General features: G+C 63.5%; 16 protein-coding genes. 10 read left to right on the top strand and 6 right to left on the bottom strand.

The genetic code is table 11. The features are described 5' to 3' along the window. Nucleotides 1–2: 2 nt before the first annotated feature. On the bottom strand, nucleotides 3–2,390 hold the full coding sequence (bcsB, locus tag U5A58_RS28285) for a cellulose biosynthesis cyclic di-GMP-binding regulatory protein BcsB (RefSeq protein WP_321963875.1): 2,388 nt from the start codon (nucleotides 2,388–2,390) through the stop codon (nucleotides 3–5). A 434-nt stretch (nucleotides 2,391–2,824) separates the two neighbouring features. Between bcsB and U5A58_RS28280 the strand changes: the two genes are divergently transcribed. Further along, a complete protein-coding gene (locus U5A58_RS28280; protein ID WP_321963874.1) occupies nucleotides 2,825–3,493 on the top strand; it encodes an O-methyltransferase in 669 nt (222 codons plus the stop codon). A gap of 101 nt (nucleotides 3,494–3,594) precedes the next feature. Here U5A58_RS28280 and U5A58_RS28275 read toward each other — a convergent pair whose 3' ends face one another. Continuing rightward, nucleotides 3,595–5,826 (bottom strand): TonB-dependent siderophore receptor, encoded by a 2,232-nt coding sequence (locus U5A58_RS28275; RefSeq protein ID WP_321963873.1) that lies wholly within the window; start codon nucleotides 5,824–5,826, stop codon nucleotides 3,595–3,597. A gap of 498 nt (nucleotides 5,827–6,324) precedes the next feature. Between U5A58_RS28275 and U5A58_RS28270 the strand changes: the two genes are divergently transcribed. Together U5A58_RS28270 and U5A58_RS28265 are read left to right on the top strand one after the other, a co-directional pair. Further along, on the top strand, nucleotides 6,325–7,056 hold the full coding sequence (locus U5A58_RS28270; RefSeq protein ID WP_321914134.1) for a PIG-L deacetylase family protein: 732 nt from the start codon (nucleotides 6,325–6,327) through the stop codon (nucleotides 7,054–7,056). Beyond that, a complete protein-coding gene (locus tag U5A58_RS28265; RefSeq protein WP_321963872.1) occupies nucleotides 7,053–7,748 on the top strand; it encodes a 4-carboxy-4-hydroxy-2-oxoadipate aldolase/oxaloacetate decarboxylase in 696 nt (231 codons plus the stop codon). The genes U5A58_RS28270 and U5A58_RS28265 overlap by 4 nt, the downstream gene beginning before the upstream one ends. An 89-nt stretch (nucleotides 7,749–7,837) precedes the next feature. On the opposite strand, the gene U5A58_RS28260 is transcribed toward U5A58_RS28265, so the two are convergent. From U5A58_RS28260 to U5A58_RS28245, 4 genes are all read right to left on the bottom strand, one after another. Next, nucleotides 7,838–8,965 (bottom strand): aminotransferase class V-fold PLP-dependent enzyme, encoded by a 1,128-nt coding sequence (locus tag U5A58_RS28260; protein ID WP_321963871.1) that lies wholly within the window; start codon nucleotides 8,963–8,965, stop codon nucleotides 7,838–7,840. Between the two features lie 197 nt (nucleotides 8,966–9,162). Next, on the bottom strand, nucleotides 9,163–9,597 hold the full coding sequence (locus U5A58_RS28255) for a hypothetical protein (protein WP_321963870.1): 435 nt from the start codon (nucleotides 9,595–9,597) through the stop codon (nucleotides 9,163–9,165). A 47-nt stretch (nucleotides 9,598–9,644) separates the two neighbouring features. Continuing rightward, entirely contained in the window at nucleotides 9,645–10,904 is a 1,260-nt protein-coding gene (locus U5A58_RS28250; protein ID WP_321914131.1) for a LysR family transcriptional regulator, read from the bottom strand. 40 nt (nucleotides 10,905–10,944) lie between these two features. Next, the gene (locus U5A58_RS28245; protein ID WP_321963869.1) at nucleotides 10,945–11,658 is read right to left on the bottom strand and encodes a GntR family transcriptional regulator; all 714 of its coding nucleotides are present in this window, start codon (nucleotides 11,656–11,658) and stop codon (nucleotides 10,945–10,947) included. A gap of 373 nt (nucleotides 11,659–12,031) precedes the next feature. Between U5A58_RS28245 and U5A58_RS28240 the strand changes: the two genes are divergently transcribed. The 7 genes from U5A58_RS28240 (at nucleotide 12,032) to U5A58_RS28210 (ending at nucleotide 17,079) form a co-directional block, all read left to right on the top strand. Continuing rightward, on the top strand, nucleotides 12,032–12,877 hold the full coding sequence (locus tag U5A58_RS28240) for a gallate dioxygenase (RefSeq protein WP_321963868.1): 846 nt from the start codon (nucleotides 12,032–12,034) through the stop codon (nucleotides 12,875–12,877). After that, entirely contained in the window at nucleotides 12,874–13,233 is a 360-nt protein-coding gene (locus U5A58_RS28235) for a protocatechuate 3,4-dioxygenase (protein ID WP_321963867.1), read from the top strand. Before U5A58_RS28240 ends, U5A58_RS28235 begins: the two co-directional genes overlap by 4 nt. Before the next feature lie 202 nt (nucleotides 13,234–13,435). Further along, the gene (locus U5A58_RS28230; RefSeq protein WP_415774304.1) at nucleotides 13,436–14,551 is read left to right on the top strand and encodes a porin; all 1,116 of its coding nucleotides are present in this window, start codon (nucleotides 13,436–13,438) and stop codon (nucleotides 14,549–14,551) included. A 160-nt stretch (nucleotides 14,552–14,711) separates the two neighbouring features. Beyond that, the gene (locus U5A58_RS28225; protein ID WP_321963866.1) at nucleotides 14,712–15,821 is read left to right on the top strand and encodes an NAD(P)/FAD-dependent oxidoreductase; all 1,110 of its coding nucleotides are present in this window, start codon (nucleotides 14,712–14,714) and stop codon (nucleotides 15,819–15,821) included. A 39-nt stretch (nucleotides 15,822–15,860) separates the two neighbouring features. Then, nucleotides 15,861–16,154, top strand: a complete 294-nt coding sequence (locus U5A58_RS28220) for an antibiotic biosynthesis monooxygenase (RefSeq protein WP_321914126.1) — start codon at nucleotides 15,861–15,863, stop codon at nucleotides 16,152–16,154. 455 nt (nucleotides 16,155–16,609) lie between these two features. Continuing rightward, entirely contained in the window at nucleotides 16,610–16,960 is a 351-nt protein-coding gene (locus tag U5A58_RS28215) for a PAAR domain-containing protein (protein WP_321963865.1), read from the top strand. After that, nucleotides 16,849–17,079: a T6SS effector amidase Tae4 family protein gene (locus U5A58_RS28210; RefSeq protein WP_321963890.1), complete on the top strand. Its 231-nt coding sequence runs from the start codon at nucleotides 16,849–16,851 to the stop codon at nucleotides 17,077–17,079. The genes U5A58_RS28215 and U5A58_RS28210 overlap by 112 nt, the downstream gene beginning before the upstream one ends. Nucleotides 17,080–17,237: the final 158 nt, after the last annotated feature.

The raw sequence follows: 17,237 nt of genomic DNA, 5'->3' as shown, positions 1-17,237 counted from the left end.
GATCAGGTCCCGGAGCGGCGGGTGGCCATGCGGCCGAGCGCCCAGAACACGGTGAGCGCAACGATCAGACCGGCCAGAATGCCCGCGAGCGCCATCAGCGACGGGTAGCGCGAGATCAACACCCAGGCGCGCGCATACCACGGCAGATCGCCGACGAAATAGCGCTCGCCCACGCGCAGGCCTTCAACCTGGCCGTGGCGCACGAGCGTGAGGTCGCCGTGCATCTGCGAGATCCTGGCGCCGTCCTGAAGCGCGTCGAGCACGTCGCCGAGCTGGGCCGACGAGGTGGTGGCGAGCGCCACCACGCTTCTGCCCGACTTCAGCGGCGACTCGAAGCCGATCAGCGCCGCCATCGGTCCGCCGAGCGTGACGATCGAGCGACCCGACGGCGTCGGGTCTTCGTCTTCGGTGCCGCCAAGCCAGCCGGGCCAGCCGGAGCGCTGGTCGCGCGTGGTCACCTCGGTCCTGCCGCGCTCGATGAGAAGCGGCAGGTCCTTGCCCCACTTCTCGAGCAACTGCGCGCCCGAGCCCACGCCGAGCACGAGCAGGTCGCTGTTGCGCACGGTGTCCACCTGGCTGGCCGGTACGATCGTCAGGCGCAGCGAAGGCAGGCCGGTCCACTGGCCCATGTGGCCGAGCAGCGTGAGCACGGCTTCCTGATCCTTCGTGTCGGGTTCGTCCGGAATCACGAGTGCCGTCTCGGAGAGGTCGGCCATGCGCGTGAATGGATAACCGCTGTTCGCGAAGTAGGCGAGATTGGGCAGCGCCGTGTAGTGCGCGAAGCCGCTGAAGTCGATGACCGAGTCGGGATCGACGGCCGCGCGCGCGATGTCGGTGGCGGTGGACGTGCACAGGCCCGTCTTCTGCGAATCGATATGAAACTGGAACTGGAACTGGTTGTCGCTGCCCACGCGGAACGCGGGAATCTCCAGATTGGTCGCAGCGCGCGTGTCCGAGCCCGAGAGCAGCGGCACGTTGATGCGCGCTTCGTCGGCGGCGCGCGTGACGGGCCGCAAACGCTGCGAGCGCACGAGCTGATCGTTGATGCTCACGTTGAGCACCGAGTCGTTCCACGCGGAAGGCGCCGTGTAGCGATAGCGGATATCGAGCGGCACGTTGCCCCGCGCCCACGCGTAGAGGTCGGCGGGCACGCGCAGATTCACGCGGATCGCGGGCGGGTTGTAGCCCGACACCTGGAGCTGCTGCGGGTCGGTGACCAGCTCGCGGAACAGCACGGGCCGGTCGGTGGGCACCCAGTTCGGCGCGTCGTAGGGCTTGCGCTCAGGCCCGAGATCGATCGACTTCACCATCACGCTGTTGCCCGTCATGCCCGCCTGCCCGAGCGCGAGTGCATAGGCGGCGTTCTGGAGTTCCTCGGGCGTGCGGCCCGCGAGCACGAGGAGCTTGCGTCCCGACTGCGGATCGGCGGCCGGGTTCGCCATGACCGAGATCGTGGGGCCCGTGATCTCCGGCAGCTTCAGCCCCTCGGGCACCTGCCCCGGCAGCACGAGCGCGATGGCGTTGGCGTCGGGTGGCACCGTGCGCGTGACCGGGAAGCGCGAGCCGCGATAGCTCGCGAGCGCGCCGAGCCACGACGAGACCACGCCCGCCGCACGCAGCACGGGCACGCCCGCGTTGGCGGCCAGCACGAAGGGCACGCGCACGAGCCGGTTGTCGTGGCGGTCGAAGAACGGCACGGGCAGCAGCGCAAGACTATCCGGCAGGACGATGCCCGCCGTGTTGAGCGTGAGCGACGTCTCGGGACTCACGTCGGCCCAGAGGCTCGAATGATAGGCATCCTCGCAATGATCGAGCGTGTAGTGCGCGATCATCTGCACGGTGATGCGGTTGTAGTCGGTGAAGAGGCGCGGATCGAGATCGATCTCGCTCGTCACGAGTTGCCCGGCCGTTTCCTTCACGAGCGGAATCGTCGCGACGACTTCACCGTTCACAAACACCTTGAGATGCGAAAGCGACCAGATCAGCGAGGGCGAGTAGGTGTAGACGAGCTTGAGCTTCGCGCCGGTCACCACTTCGTCGGTGCGCACGTCGACGCTCATGCCGGCGGTGGGATCGAGCCCGCGCAGCGCGATCGGCCCGTACACACCCATCTGGCGCAGCGTGAACGTGCGTGAGCGCGGCTCGCCAAGCGGCGCGGGCGCGGCAGGCTCGGGAATGACGGCGCCGGGCGCCGTCTGGATGACAACGGGCCCGGTCACCGCGGCGGAGGCCGCTGCCGGCGCGGCGGCGGGAACGTCGCTTGCTCCGGGCGCTGCCGCCTTGATGGTCTGCGTAGCCGCGATAGCCGATTTGTCCACCGCGAAGAGGCTCGCCCCCAGCAGCAATCCGGCGACGAGCGCGCCCAGCCCAACTTGAACGGATAGTCGCATCGCAACAGCCCTTTGTTTTCTTCGCAGTGACTGTCTTTATCCAGTAAAGACAGCGATCAGGGATATTAGCGGCGTGGTGCCGCCAGTCGTTATCTCGAAACGGCGTCAATGTGGGTGGAGTGTAGCGGAGAGACGAGGATCGTGCCCTATGAATGCACGTGTTTATGCCTGTTGCGTAGCGCGCGCAGACGACGGGCCGGCGCGGCCTGGCGGCCGATTTGACAGTTGCGCGCGTGGGTGCGGCGGCCCGGTTGGGGCGTTTGACAATTCCTGAGCGCGCAACAAAGAGCGGCGGCGTTGCGAATGCGCAACGCGGGGTCTTGCGCCTCGCGTGCCGAGTCAGCTTTCAGAATCATTCAATCAGGATGCCGAACTGATGTTGCGCGAGCGGATGCGGTAATCTTGGCAGCGTGATCCAGACGGGGAACAGGGTAATGAACGAGCAAACGTGGCAAGCAGTGGATGACTGGTTTTGCGACCGGTTGATCGGTCCGGATGACGCGCTCGACGGCGCGCTCGCGGCAAGCGCGAAGGCGGGCCTGCGTGCGATCAACGTGGCGCCTAATCAGGGCAAGTTTCTGCATCTGCTCGCGCGCATTCAGGGCGCGCGGCGCATACTCGAAATCGGCACGCTGGGCGGCTATAGCGCGATCTGGCTCGGCCGCGCGCTGCCCGCCGATGGCGCGATGGTGTCGCTCGAATTCAGCCCGGAGAACGCGGCCGTTGCGCGCGCCAACATCGCGCGGGCGGGGCTCGATGCGAAGGTCAAGGTCGTGACGGGACTTGCGCTCGAATCGCTCGACGCGCTGATTGCGCAAGGCGAGCCGCCGTTCGACTTCGTGTTTATCGACGCGGACAAGAGCAACAATCCGAACTACCTCGAACGCGTGCTGAAGCTATCGCGTCCCGGTACGGTCATCGTTGCCGATAACGTGGTGCGGGAAGGGCGCGTGGCCGATCCTGCACATCACGAGGACGATGTGGTCGGCTTGCGGCGCTATTTCGACATGCTGGCGCACGACAAACGGCTGGAGACGACCGCTGTGCAGACGGTGGGAAGCAAGGGCTGGGATGGGTTTGCGATTACCGTGGTGGGCAGATAACGAACGTGTGTTGTCCGTAGACATACGGCAAAAGCAAAAAGGGCCTGGCAGATGAACTGCCGGGCTCTTTCTTCACAGCGCTATGTGCGCTCGATTGCCGATCAGAAGTCCGTCGTCATCGAGAACAACACGGTACGCGGCGCACCCATCGTCAGATAGCCACCGTTGGTCGACGACCAGTACGCCTTGTTCGCGAGGTTATACACGTTCGCGCGGAACGTAGTCGGACGCCCGAACACGTTCGTCGCATAGCGCGCACCGATATCTACCGTGTCCCATGCCTTGATCGACATGGTGTTGGCCGCGTCGAAATACTGCGGACCCGTATGCGTCCAGCGCGCCGAAAGCGTGAGGCCTTGAACCCAGGGAACGTCGTACTCGGCGCCGAGGTTGAGCAGGAAGCTCGGCACGCCCACCGGCGTCTTGCCGTCGGTCGAGCCGCCATCGGTGTCGAGCTGTACGGCATTGATATAGGTTGCGCCCGCAATCAAACGCACGCCCTTGTACACCTCGCCGAACACCGACGCCTCCACGCCGCGATGGCGCTCGTTGCCGTTGGCCACATAGGCGCCCGCGCTATTGGTGTACGTTTGCGGCTTTTCGAGCTGGAACAGCGCGAGCTGCGCGCCGTACTTGCCGTTGTCGTACTTGGCGCCCACTTCATACTGCTTCGTGCGTTCCGGCGCGAGCTGCGCGCCATAGTTCGTCGTGCCTTGAGGGGCAATGCCGCCTGCCGAAAGCGACTCGCTGCGGTTCGCGTAGATCGACACGTTCTCCCACGGCTTGACCACGAGGCCGAAGAGCGGCGTGGTGATCGAGTCGTTGTAGTTCGACGTTTGCAGCAGCGTGGACGACGAGTAGCCGTTCGACAGAATCTCCTGGTGACGCACGCCCACCGTGAACAGCACGCGGTCATGGAAGAAGCCGAGCGTGTCCGAAGCGGAGATGCTGCGCAGCAGGTTCAGCGCCGTGATCGGCGGGTTGCCGTCCATGCCGGCCTGTATCGTGGTGGCCGGATACGGCACCTGCGGCGTGTTGTAGAGATCGGTCGTGAACGGGCCGCCATAGGTCCAGCCCGACTGCGTTTCCACGCGCACGATCGAGGCGCCCGCGGTCACGAAGTGGCTCACCGGGCCGGTGTCGAAGTGGCCGCGCACGCCCGCTTCCGCCGAGGTCGCGCCTTCCTTGCGCACGACGCCCAGGCGCGAGCCATAGGTGTTCGTGGGATCGGTGTAGTAGGGCGAGAAGTATTCGCCGTGCTCGTTCGTGTGGCGCACGCCGCCCGTCACATACGCGGTCCAGCCGGGCAGGAAGTCGTACTCGGCGCGCAGGATGCCGACCGTGTCTTCCGCGTCGCTATACGACCAGGTTTGCGCGTAGTTGTGCGTGGCCGAAGGTACGGCCGGGATCTCGTCGCCGAGGACGTAGACCACCGGGCGCCCGTCCGACACGTGCTGGCGCTGATACAGGAAGTCGCCTTCGAGGCGCAGCTTGTCGCCGCGCCAGTCGAGCGTCACGGCCGTCTGGTTGTTGCGGCGGTTTTCGCCGTCGATGCTCGTTTCGCCGTCGCGGTTCGACTGGTTCACGCGAATGCCGAACTGGTCGTTGTCGCCGAAGCGGCGGCCCACGTCGATATGCGTGCCGAACTCGCCCGAGGCGCTGCCTTCGAGCGTCACGCGCGTGAGCGGTTTGTCGTCGGCGCGCTTCAGTTGCAGGTTCACGCTGCCGCCAATCGCGCTGCCGTTGGGCGAGGCGCCGTTCACGAACGCGCTCGCGCCCTTGAAGATGTCCACGCGCTCGAGCGCGGCGGTCTCGACGAGCTGGCGCGGCGTGATGCCGTAGAGGCCGTTGAGCGAGACGTCGTCGCTGTCGAGCGTGAAGCCGCGAATGACGTAGATCTCCTGGAAATTGCCGTAGCCATAAGCCGTGCGCACAGCAGGATCGTTCGAGAGGACGTCGCCGATGGTGCGCGCCTGCTGGTCTTCGATCAGCTTCGCCGTGTACGTCGCCATGCTGAACGGCATGTCGATGTTCTTCTGCGAGCCGAACACGCCGAAGTCGCCGCCGCGCGCCACCTGGCCGCCGCCGAAGGTCGGCTGCAGATCGCCCGGCAGCCTTTCCTGGGCCGCTTGCACTTTCACGGCGGGCAGCGTGGCGTTGCTTGCGTCACCGGTTGCGGCGGCGCCGCTCGCCGCCGTGGGCGTTGCGGCAGCTTGCGCGAATGCCGCGGCGGGCAGGCTGAAGGCGACAGCAATGGCGGCGAGGATGGCAGCGCGGGAAGTCGGGAGACGCGAAGGCAAGTTGAAAGACGAGGACAAACGTGATGCGGACATAAAAAGGGTTCGTAGCAAGGTAGCGCTGGCGCTCCGTGATGCCTTGGTGCTGCGCTCAGGCTCCGGGCGAATGGTTATGCTTTGCCGGTCAGACAGGGCTCGCGGAGCTGGCCCCATGAGCGGCCCGGAAAAGTATGCGGATTGTATTGCAAATGAGAATGCTTGTTATTTAAATATTGCTGTCAATAGGTGTATTCAGCGTTTACGCAACAATTTCAGCATCAGGCATTCGATGTGGGCGCAACGAAAGGTTCGAAAAATTTCAGGGTCGTAAGACTTGAGTGCGTACGTTTTCACTCAACGTTGCGCGCTCAACCAATGCAGTACGCGCTCCTGACTGCCGCATGGGAAAAACCCGGCCCGGTTCGTTCGCAAGACGATTTGTTTGCGGTGCCAATAAGCAGATTCGATACCTTTAGGCAGTCCTTTCGTTGGTTCGCGAGGCGCGCCCAAACCTACAATGGAGCTTCGTGATGAAGGACGTCTGGTGAACCGGAAATGACTGAACAATCGATGCTCGTGGTGAGCGCACACAGCGCGGATTTCGTATGGCGCGCGGGTGGCGCGATTGCCCTGCACAGGAAGAACGGCTATCGCGTGAAAGTGGTGTGCCTCTCGTTTGGCGAGCGCGGCGAGTCGGCGAAGCTCTGGCGCAAGGGCCCCGACATGACCATCGAGAAAGTGAAGGCCGCGCGCCGCGAGGAGGCGCTCGCCGCCGCGGAGATCCTGGGCGCCCAATGCGAGTTCTTCGATCTGGGCGACTATCCGCTGCGCGTTTCCGATGAAGCGCTCATGCGCCTCGTCGATGTGTATCGCGACGTGCAACCGGCCTTCGTGCTGAGCCACTCGCAGAAGGACCCGTACAACTTCGATCATCCGCTCGCCATGCATGTGGCCCAGGAAGCGCGCATCATCGCGCAGGCCGAGGGCCACAATCCGGGGCAGAAGATCGTCGGCGCGCCGCCCGTCTACGCGTTCGAACCGCACCAGACCGAGCAGTGCGAGTGGATTCCGAACACCTTCCTCGACATTACCGAAGTGTGGGACGTGAAGCGCCGCGCCATTGAGTGCATGGCGGGCCAGGAACACCTTTGGGAGTACTACACGCGTGTCGCGCAGCAGCGCGGCGTGCAGGCCAAGCGCAACATCGGCATTACGGCGAAGCGCGACATTCAATACGCGGAAGGCTATATGCGCCTGACGCCCGCAGTAGTGGGAGATCTGTCATGAAACGCGGTGTAGTCGTCACCCAGATTCCGCGCGCCGACGCGCGCCACATCGAAATCCTCAAGGAAGCCGGCTCGGCCACCGTGCACGAGGCGCAAAGCCGTCTTGGCTTGCTCGCCACGTATTTGCGGCCCATTTATTCGGGCGCCGCGATTGCGGGCTCGGCCGTGACCGTGCTGATGCCGCCCTCGGACAACTGGATGCTGCACGTGGCCGTGGAGCAGTGCCGTGAAGGCGACGTGCTCGTGGCCGCGCCCACGTCGCCCTGCGAAGACGGCTACTTCGGCGAACTGCTCGCCACCTCGCTTGCGGCGCGCGGCGTGCGCGGGCTCATTATCGACGCGGGTTGCCGCGACGTGCGCGCACTGAAGGCGATGGACTTCCCGGTGTGGTCGAAGGCCGTTTCGGCGCAAGGCACGGTGAAGGAAACGCTCGGCTCGGTGAACGTGCCGGTGGTGTGCGCGCAGCAGATCGTGCATCCGGGCGACGTGATCGTGGCCGACGACGACGGCGTGGTCGTGGTGCCGTTCGACACGGTTGCGAAGGTCGTGGAAGCGACGCAGGCGCGCCTTGCCAAGGAAGAAAAAACGCGCGCGGTGCTCGCGGGCGGTACGCTCGGCCTCGACTATTACGGCATGCGCGAGCGCCTTGCCGAAAAGGGCCTGCGCTACGTCGACACTGCGGCAGACGCTTGATTCCGGTACGCACGACGCACTAGCAGCAAGAACGAAAACGAGCGCCGCAAGGGCGCTCGTTTCGCTTTGTGACTACATGAGGCGTTGCGTCAGAGAATGCGCTCCAGCGCCTTGGCGAGCCTGTCGACCGCGCCTTCGACGTCATGCAGTTTTTCGAGGCCGAATAATCCAATGCGGAAGGTCTTGAAGTCTTCCGGCTCGTCGCACATCAGGGGCACGCCGGCCGCGATCTGCAAGCCGGCGTCGGCGAACTTCTTGCCGGATCGTATGCCATCGTCGTCGGAGTAGCTGACCACGACGCCCGGCGCCTGAAACCCTTCGGCCGCTACGCTTCGGAACCCCTTGCTCGCGAGCAGCGCCCGAATGCGCTTTCCGAGTTCGAGCTGCTCCGCCATTACCTTGTCGAAGCCGTAAGCCTCGGTTTCCTTGATCACGTCGCGCAGCGTCGCGAGACTGTCAGTGGGCATCGTGGCGTGATAAGCGAACCCGCCGTTCTCGTAGGCTTCCATGATCTGCAGCCACTTGCGAAGATCGCAGGCGAAGCTGGTGCTGGTCGTGGCATCAATGCGTTCGCGGGCGAGCGCGTTGAGCATGACCAATGCGCAGCAAGGTGAAGCGCTCCACCCCTTTTGCGGGGCGCTGATCAGGATATCGATGCCGCTCGCCTCCATGTCGACCCAGACCGTACCGGAGGCGATGCAATCGAGTACGAACATGCCGCCTACGGCGTGCACAGCGTCGGCCACCGCACGCAAATACGCGTTGGGCAGCATCATGCCGGATGCGGTTTCGACATGCGGCGCAAAGACCAGATCGGGCTTGTTCTCCTTGATCGCAGCAACGACTTCTTCGATGGGCGGCGGCGCATAGGCGGCTTGCCTTCCCTGTTCGACCGGGCGCGCCTTCAACACGATCGATTCAGACGGAATGCTGCCCATGTCGAAAATCTGCGACCAGCGGAAGCTGAACCAGCCGTTGCGAATGACGAGGCATTTCTTGTTCGTCGCGAACTGGCGGGCAACGGCTTCCATGCCGAAAGTCCCGCTGCCCGGAACAATCACGACCGACTTCGCGTTGTAGACTTTTTTCAGCGACGCGGAGATATCTCGCATGACGCCTTGAAAGCGCTGCGACATATGATTGATCGAGCGGTCGGTGTAGACCACTGAATATTCGAGGAGTCCCTCGCGGTCGACGTTGGGAAGTAAACCTGGCACGCTCGCCTCCGATAAAGGATGAACATTGTGAGCAGTATTTGCGGTTCGCTACTGCCGCACCAATGCAAAATGTTTTATGCCGCGACGGAAATAGATTCTAACGAAAGCCGTCTGTAGCTTGGGGCATATTTTTACCGGCTATCCGGCGCACGCATGAAGCGTCGCGTCGCTCGTGACAATGGTGCGATGCGGCAGAGTCAGTGCCTGCCTTGGTCGCGCGCGGGCGGCTGCGGATTATTGGCCGGGTTCGTATCGAACCGGCTCACGCTTTCGATGCCCACCTGATCAGCAAGGGCGGAGAGCCGCGCATGCAGCGAGTCGGCGGCCTCGCTGCCGTAGACCTCTTCACCGCGAACGTAGACCGTAAACGACTTCAGGTATTTCGCTTTTTTCTCGCGATTGCCAATCGTGTCTTTCGTCCATTGATATAACGGATAGCGCTCGCGCCCCTCGCGTTCCGCTGCGTCGACATAGTCGGCGAACGCGTCGAACTGACACTTCAAAGAGGCGTCGTGCTCGCGCAAAACAGCTTCGAGCAAATCGCGCCCGTCGTAGGGCTTGCCCGCACGCAGCGCTTCGGCCAACGCGGGGGTGACGGTGATACGGACCTGGAATTGCCATGCTTCTGCCATGTATGCACTCCCGCGCTGGCGAACCACTACGCTCCGTCGCACGACGATCAGCCCGCGCGCCGTCCCTCCACCACGCGCGTTGCGGGCGCAACGTCCATGACCGCGAGCCGGATCGCGTCGATCAGCGCACGCGCCGCAGGCGAGGGCGAGCCCTGCGCGCGCAGCGTGAGCCCGATATCGCGGCGCGTGTGCTGCAACGGCACGTCGAGGATCACCAACTGGCCCGACTCGATTTCGTAATGCAACTGCTGCGCCGAGAGTGCCGTGATCATGTCCGTGCCGAGCAGCAGCCCGCGAATCACGGCGAGATCGGCGGTTTCGACGGTGGGCAGCGGCGGCTTGAGCTTCACGCGGCGGAACTGCGCCTCGAGCAGCCCGCGCGAGGGCGAATGCGTGCGCGAAAGAATCCATTGTGCGTCACGCAGATCGTTCAGCGTGAGACCATGCTTTTTCGCAAGCGGATGATCATGTCGCGCGAGCACTACCATGTCTTCCGACATCAGCCTTTCATTGCCGAGGCCGCTTGCCGCGTCGTTTTCGCGCAGCGCGCCGAGCACGAAGTCCACGTCGCCCGCGCGCAGGCCCGCCACGAGCAGCTCATAAGCGCTTTCGTCGGTCACCACGCGCACGCCCGGATGCTGCGCGGAAAGACGCGCGATCGCGGCGGGCAGGATCAGCGTGCGGCCCAACGGCAGCGCGCCCACCGTCACCGAGCCCTGGATATTGCCGTGCAGCGCCGCGATATCGTCGGGCACGTGGCGCAATTCGTTGAGCGCGCGCCGCACGTGCAGCAGGAACGTTTCGCCTTCAGCCGTAAGCAGCACGCCGCGCGGTCCGCGATGGAAGAGCGTGACGCCCGAGCCGCTTTCGAGCACGCGCATGGCGCTGCTCACTGCGGGCTGGCTGATGCCGAATGCATTGGCCGTGCTCGGCATGTGGCGATGCCGCGCCAGCGCGACGAATAGCTGCAGCCGCCGTGTGTTGAGCAAATACGCGGGCAGCGTGCCTTCGCTCAACGCGCGACGGCGCGCCTGGCGCGCGGCGCACCACTGCGCCAGCTCTTCCAGTTCGCCAAAAATGCGCGCGCAGCGCTCGAGCACCACGCGGCCCACGGCCGTGGGCAGCATGCCCGATGGCTTGCGCTCGAAGAGCGGCGCGCCGAGCGCCGTCTCCAGTTCCTGTACCGAGCGCGTGACGGCCGACTGCGCGCGATACAGGGCCGAAGCGGCGCGCGTGGCGCTGCCGGTGTCGGCAACGAGGCGAAAGGCGCGCAGATGCGCGAGATTCAGGAGTTCGGGCTGGCTCACGGCGCGATCATGTCGTTTTGGGTGGGATACGTGCCGTGTCTCATGCGGCCACTGCGGCGGCAACTGCGCTCAGATGCAGGCGGTCGACCGAGAGATTGAGGCTCTCCTTCGAAATATGCGTGTGCTCTTTCATCAGCGCTTCGACGCGCGCGCCTTCGCCGTTCACGAGCGCGCCGACAATCGCGTGATGCTGGCGGTGCGCATACGAAAGCATCATGAACTGGCGCTGCTGCGCGGCCTTGTCGAACACCACCGTGCCCGGCGAGACGAATGGAATCTTGTCGTTGAGCGCGAGCGCGGCGCTCACCGCGAGATTGTGCGCCGCTTCCACAATGAGTGCGTGGAAGCGGCCGTTCATCGCGGCGTAGCGCGTTTCCGCTTCGCTGTCGAGCACGCCGGCCGCGAAAATCGCGTCGCCCTCGCGCAGGCAGTCTTCGAGCGCGCGCGCGAGCGCCGCATCCACGCCGCGCTCGGCGACCGTGCGTGCGGCGAGTCCTTCGAGCACGCCGCGCACGTCAATGGCGTTGAGCACGTCGGTCACCGAAAAGCGCCGCACGGTATAGCCGCGCGCGCCCGAGCGCTCGACGAGGCCCTCGGTGGCGAGCACACTGAGCGCGTAGCGCAGCGGCGTGCGCGAAATACCGAGGCGCTCGGCGAGCTGGGCCTCGACGAGCCGCTCGCCGGGCGCGAGTTCGCCGGACAGGATGCGCGTGCGCAGCGCCTGCACGATGGTTTGCTGGGTCGTCCCGTTCATGTCTTGCGTGAATCGCAGTGTGCGAGGCGCGCGGCGTATGGCGCGCGTGGCCCTTGCGAGTTCGTTCTTTTGATATCTGTTTCGTTTATGAGGGCGTTGCCGGGGCGGATCTTCCGCACTTCCCGCAATGGTCTTTCAGGATACCAAAAACCGTTACGGCGCGCGGGTTTGAGCGATCGGCCGAGTGTGCGAAAACGCTCAAAAGCCCTGAATTCATGAGGAAAAGGGAAAAATTCGTGGTTAACCCTTGCTTACGGTTTGGGCGGCATTTTTGTAATTTCGTATCCCAATTGATGGATCGAAGGCGTCTGCCGACGTATCCGGTCCAGCGCGGCGCGAGTGCGCCGCATGAACAGCAGCAGAGGGCAAGATCATGGCAAGAATAGTGGGCGGCATCGGCACATCGCACGTGCCGACGATCGGCATGGCATACGACAAGGGCAAGCAGAACGAACCCGCGTGGGCGCCGCTCTTCCAGGGGTACGAACCGGTGGCGCAGTGGCTCGCCGAGCGCAAGCCGGACGCGCTCGTGATGTTCTACAACGACCACGCCAACAGCTTCTTCTTCGACTGCTACCCGACCTTCGCGCTGGGCGTTTCCGCCACGCACGAGTTCGCCGACGAAGGCGCGGGCAAACGCGCGCTGCCGGACATCGCGGGCCACCCCGACCTCGCGATCCACATTGCCGAGCAACTCGTGAACGACGAGTTCGACCTCACGATCTTCCAGGACAAACCGCTCGACCACGGCTGCAATTCGCCGCTTTCACTGATGCTGCCGCACGAAGGCGGCTGGCCTGCGGCGCTGGTGCCGATCCAGGTGAACGTGCTGCAGTATCCGCTGCCGACCGCCAACCGCTGCTACCGGATCGGCCAGGCGCTGCGCCGCGCGATCGAATCGTTCGAGCAGGATCTCGATGTCGTCGTGGTGGGCACGGGCGGCCTTTCGCACCAGGTACACGGCGAGCGCAGCGGCTACAACAACACCGAATGGGACATGGAGTTCCTCGACCTGATCGTGAACGATCCGGAGCGCCTCGCTCGCATGAAGCACGTGGATTACGTGCGCCTCGGCGGCGCGGAGAGCGTGGAGACGATCATGTGGCTCGCCATGCGCGGGGCGCTGGGCGGCAAGATCCGCGAAGTCCATCGCAACTACTATCTCGCGACCAGCACGGCGATGGCGGTCACGGTGTACGAAGAAGAGGGCCAGCAATGAATCCGCAACTGGTTGGCATCGAGGCATTGACGGGCACCTACCCGTTCGACATTCGCCAGAGCATGAAGGCCATGCGCCTGAACCGCTTCTTCTGGGAAATGCGTTTGCCGCAGGCGCGCGAACTGTGGCTGAGCGATCGCAAGGCCGCCTACGACGCAGCCGCGCTTACCGATGAGGAGCGCGCGCTCGTCGACGCAACAGACTGGCTCGGCCTCATTCAATACGGCGTGTGCTTCTTCGTGCTGGAGAAGTTCGCGCGCGTGGTGAAGATCACGAATCTCGGCATGTACGCGAGCATGCGCGGCGAAACCCTCGAAGCGTTCCTGAAGACGCGCAAGGTGCCCGACGCGGTCTGAGCGCTCGATCGACCGTTTTATCCCGCTTGATCTCCCGATTCGCTTTTGCGCTTAAGCGGGCGTTTTGCCCGCTCGAGCGCGTTTGACCCGCGTGGCCCATATGCCGCGCGCTTGCTTGCGGCTCGCCTGATCTCGGGGCGGCGAGCCGGATAACCTTCGATGCTCGAATAAACAGGTTTGTTCAAAACAGGAGACTTGGAGAATGCAGGATCATAAGCAGTACAAAAAAATTGCATTGGCGATTACGGGGGCCATCGGCGCGATGGCATGCGCGGCACCTGCGTTCGCGCAAAGCAGCGTGACCCTCTACGGGATGATGGACACGGGCATTACCTACGTGAGCAACCAGGGCGGCAAGCACAACCTCAAGATGGACGACGGTGTGAACGGCCCGAACCTCTGGGGCATCACCGGCACGGAAGATCTGGGCGGCGGCACGAAGGCCTTTTTCCAGCTCGTCAACCAGTTCCAGGTGGACAACGGCGCCTTCATGCCGAACAAGAGCCTCTTTAGCCGTACCTCGATTCTGGGCCTGAGCAACGACAAGCTGGGCAAGCTCACGCTCGGTAACCAGTACGACTTCATGACAGACTCGTTGTATTTCGCAGGCAACGATCCGGCGGAACTCTCGGGCCACTTTTATGATTTCCGCGCGGGTCCGTTCCAGAAGCTCGCGCTGCCGAACAACGCGACCGGTGCGTTCGACTGGGACCGCATGGCAGGCGAGACCGTCAACAACTCCGTGAAGTATCTGTCGCCGACGTTCGGCGGTTTCAGCGCGGGCGCGATGTACAGCTTCGGCGGCGTGGCCGGTTCGATCGGCACGGGCAACGGCACGAGCTTCGCGCTGAATTACGCGGCGCATGACTTTGGCGTGAACGCGGCCTATACGAATCTCAAGACCGTCGTGACGGGCGAAGGCGACGTGAGCGTGCGCAACTGGGGTATTGGCGCGCATTACCGTTTTGGCGGCTGGATCACGAACGCGCTCTTCACCACGGTGCATAACTCGGCCAACGGCGGCTCGGTGTACGAGGGCTCGGTAGGCGCGCACTACAACTTCACGCCTGCGCTGAGCGCCGGCGCCTCGTACATGTACATGAAGGGCAACGAGGTGGTCGACAACAATCACGCCCACCAGGTCGCGGCGATCGTCGATTACGCGCTCTCCAAGCGCACCAGCGTGTACGTGCTGGGCGTGTACCAGCGTGCCAGCTCGGGCGGTCTTGCGCAGATCAACGGCATGAACTCCTCGGACGGCGCTTCGAGCGGTCAGAGCCAGGCGGTTGCGCGCGTGGGCCTGCATACGCACTTCTGATGCACGTCTAGCCTCATTTTCTCCGGTAGTTGTTTGACGCCGCCCGATCGCCTGATCGCGCGGCGTTTTTTCATGCTGCGCGTCCTTTCACGCAATACACGCGAATTGGGCAAAATAGCGCCAGTCGAAACAGCACTCGCGTGACGAGAAAGGAAGTTTCATGACGGACACGGTGGATTGCGTCGTGATCGGCGCGGGCGTAGTCGGTCTCGCGGTTGCGCGAGCGTGTGCGCAGCAAGGCTGGGAAACCGTCCTCGTCGAGGCGGAAAACGCCATCGGCACGGGCACCAGTTCGCGCAACAGCGAAGTGATACACGCGGGCATCTACTATCCGCAAGGCTCGCTCAAGGCGCGGCTGTGCGTGCGGGGCAAGCACCAGCTCTACGCGTATTGCGAAGAGAAGGGCGTGGAGCACAGCCGCTGCGGCAAGTTCATCGTCGCAACACACGAAGGGCAGCTCGACGCGCTGCGCGCGATTCGCGCGGCGGCGGCCGCCAATGGCGTGAACGACCTGCGCTGGCTCGAGCGCGACGAGGCGCGCGCCATGGAGCCCGCACTCAATTGCGTGGCGGCGCTCGAATCGCCCTCCACGGGCATTGTGGACAGTCACAGCTTGATGCTCGCGCTGCAGGGCGACTTCGAAGCGGCGGGCGGCATGCTCGCGTTTTGCTCGCCGGTCACGGGTGGCCTGGTGACGCCGGGCCAGCCGACGCTGCTCAAGGTTGGTGGCGACGAGCCGATGGAATTGCTTGCCACGCGCGTGGTGAACAGCGCGGGCCTCTACGCGCAGCAGGTAGCGGCTTGCATCGAAGGCGTGCCGCAGCAATCGATCCCGCCGGAGCGCTACGCGAAAGGCAATTACTACTCGCTTACAGGCGCGGCGCCGTTTTCGCGGCTCATCTACCCTGTGCCGGAGGAAGGGGGCCTGGGCGTCCATCTGACGATCGACCTTGGCCACCAGGCGCGCTTTGGCCCCGACGTGCAGTGGATCGACACGATCGACTACACCGTGGACCCGGGCCGCGCGGCGAAATTCTACGAGGCGATTCGCACCTACTGGCCGGCGCTGCCTGACGACTCGCTGCAACCGGGTTATGCTGGCATCCGCCCGAAGCTGGCCGAGGGCAAGCATGGCGGCGACTTCGTGATCCAGGACGCGCGCGAGCACGGCGCGAGCGGGCTCGTGAACCTCTACGGCATTGAGTCGCCGGGGCTGACGGCTTCGCTCGCGATTGCGGACGAGGTGATCGAACGTCTAAACATGAACTGACTGCAGTCGCGAATCAACGCGAATCACAAGGAGAACAGGATGGTCTACGAGATGGCGCATATCGCAGTGAGCGCAGGCAAGAACGCCGAATTCGAGGCGGCCGTGGCGCAAGCGCTGCCGCTCTTTCACCGTGCGCGCGGCTGCCGCGCCGTGGAACTGCAGCGCGGCGTGGAAGAGCCGAACCAGTATGTGCTCGTCGTGCAGTGGGATACCGTCGAGGATCACATGGTGCACTTTCGCGAGTCGGATGACTTTCAGGAGTGGCGGCGCCTCGTCGGCCCGTACTTCGAGAAGCCGCCGGTCGTGGGGCACACGCAGGTCGTGGTGAAGTAACCGCAGAGCGCGGGCGGGTTGCGTCGCAACGCTAGAAAAGGAAAACGCTCGTAACCTGTCCGTCATGTCCCTGTCTACTTTGCTCGCCGTGAGCGCGAGCAGCTGCGCGTTAGCTTGATCCCGTTGAGCTACGCGAAGCGTTGTGACGCGAGACCTGTGCCTTCTTACAAGCGTCCGGCAACCCCGATTCCCATTCTCATACAGCAAGCCGCGATCGTTCGTGCGCCGCGTGTAGTCGTCGCGTCGTAGCAGTTAGCGACACGCCTGACCATTCTCAGCGTGAAAAGAATTCGGATCAGTCCGATTGCGCGAGATTTTCAAAGCACCAAGATCGATTATAGGCGCTTGATTTAGTCTGCCCTCTCGTCGGTCGCAATGCCGGCCGAATATTTTCATCGACTCAAGTGAGGTATGAAAATGTCGGATCAACAGAAATGCAGTGCAGAGGTCTCTGAATGAGACGAGCCATTTTGAAACTGGGAGACAAAACGACAGCGGGCGGTATTGTGCTCGAAGGCATGGATACCTGCATGCATCACGGAACGCCGATGACATTCATCGGAGCGAAGGTATGGTGCCCTGCCTGCGACTCGGAGGGCGTAATTGGCTGGAAAGGGCCACACCAAAACGCAACGATGATGGGCAAGCAACAGGCGCTGGAGGGCGATATCTGCCTTTGCAATTGCGATGCAATATCAAGGGGCGCACTGGAATTGTCTTTTTCGCGGGGTACTGGGCACGGAAAACTGATGGTGCAGGGCAGACAACCGGCGATCATATCGATCTGTGGAATGGAAGCAAGCTAACTTCACCGGGCTTCGAGGGGCGTGCTACATCGTTCTTACGTTTTACCCTTGGGGTATCGTCTGCGTGGTATTCTGATTTAGGAAAGTCAAAACAAATTCTCTTTTGGGAAATTAAGTGAGCCGAGCAGCCCGGTCGATCATTTATTTTTTCTTGGGTGCTCTGGTGTCGTGGCAGTCTGCTGTCTGGATAAGCCGTCTGGCGACAAGGCTGTCGTGGCCGCTAGTCGGTACACGTTGGCATGATTGCTGGGACTTCGAGCATTGCCAGGTATCGACA

Origin of the sequence: Paraburkholderia sp. J7, assembly GCF_905220155.1 — a bacterium.
Classification (GTDB): Bacteria; Pseudomonadota; Gammaproteobacteria; order Burkholderiales; family Burkholderiaceae; genus Paraburkholderia.
The sequence above is the reverse complement of the archived record's forward strand: the minus strand, read 5'-3'. Positions and strand labels throughout refer to the sequence as shown.

Excerpts from the sequence above, each read along its gene's own strand:
- bcsB (WP_321963875.1), bottom strand. The coding sequence starts at position 2,390 with ATGCGACTATCCGTTCAAGTTGGGCTGGGCGCGCTCGTCGCCGGATTG.
- U5A58_RS28280 (WP_321963874.1), top strand. The coding sequence starts at position 2,825 with ATGAACGAGCAAACGTGGCAAGCAGTGGATGACTGGTTTTGCGACCGG.
- U5A58_RS28275 (WP_321963873.1), bottom strand. The coding sequence starts at position 5,826 with ATGTCCGCATCACGTTTGTCCTCGTCTTTCAACTTGCCTTCGCGTCTC.
- U5A58_RS28270 (WP_321914134.1), top strand. The coding sequence starts at position 6,325 with ATGACTGAACAATCGATGCTCGTGGTGAGCGCACACAGCGCGGATTTC.
- U5A58_RS28265 (WP_321963872.1), top strand. The coding sequence starts at position 7,053 with ATGAAACGCGGTGTAGTCGTCACCCAGATTCCGCGCGCCGACGCGCGC.
- U5A58_RS28255 (WP_321963870.1), bottom strand. The coding sequence starts at position 9,597 with ATGGCAGAAGCATGGCAATTCCAGGTCCGTATCACCGTCACCCCCGCG.
- U5A58_RS28245 (WP_321963869.1), bottom strand. The coding sequence starts at position 11,658 with ATGAACGGGACGACCCAGCAAACCATCGTGCAGGCGCTGCGCACGCGC.
- U5A58_RS28240 (WP_321963868.1), top strand. The coding sequence starts at position 12,032 with ATGGCAAGAATAGTGGGCGGCATCGGCACATCGCACGTGCCGACGATC.
- U5A58_RS28235 (WP_321963867.1), top strand. The coding sequence starts at position 12,874 with ATGAATCCGCAACTGGTTGGCATCGAGGCATTGACGGGCACCTACCCG.
- U5A58_RS28230 (WP_415774304.1), top strand. The coding sequence starts at position 13,436 with ATGCAGGATCATAAGCAGTACAAAAAAATTGCATTGGCGATTACGGGG.
- U5A58_RS28225 (WP_321963866.1), top strand. The coding sequence starts at position 14,712 with ATGACGGACACGGTGGATTGCGTCGTGATCGGCGCGGGCGTAGTCGGT.
- U5A58_RS28220 (WP_321914126.1), top strand. The coding sequence starts at position 15,861 with ATGGTCTACGAGATGGCGCATATCGCAGTGAGCGCAGGCAAGAACGCC.
- U5A58_RS28215 (WP_321963865.1), top strand. The coding sequence starts at position 16,610 with ATGAGACGAGCCATTTTGAAACTGGGAGACAAAACGACAGCGGGCGGT.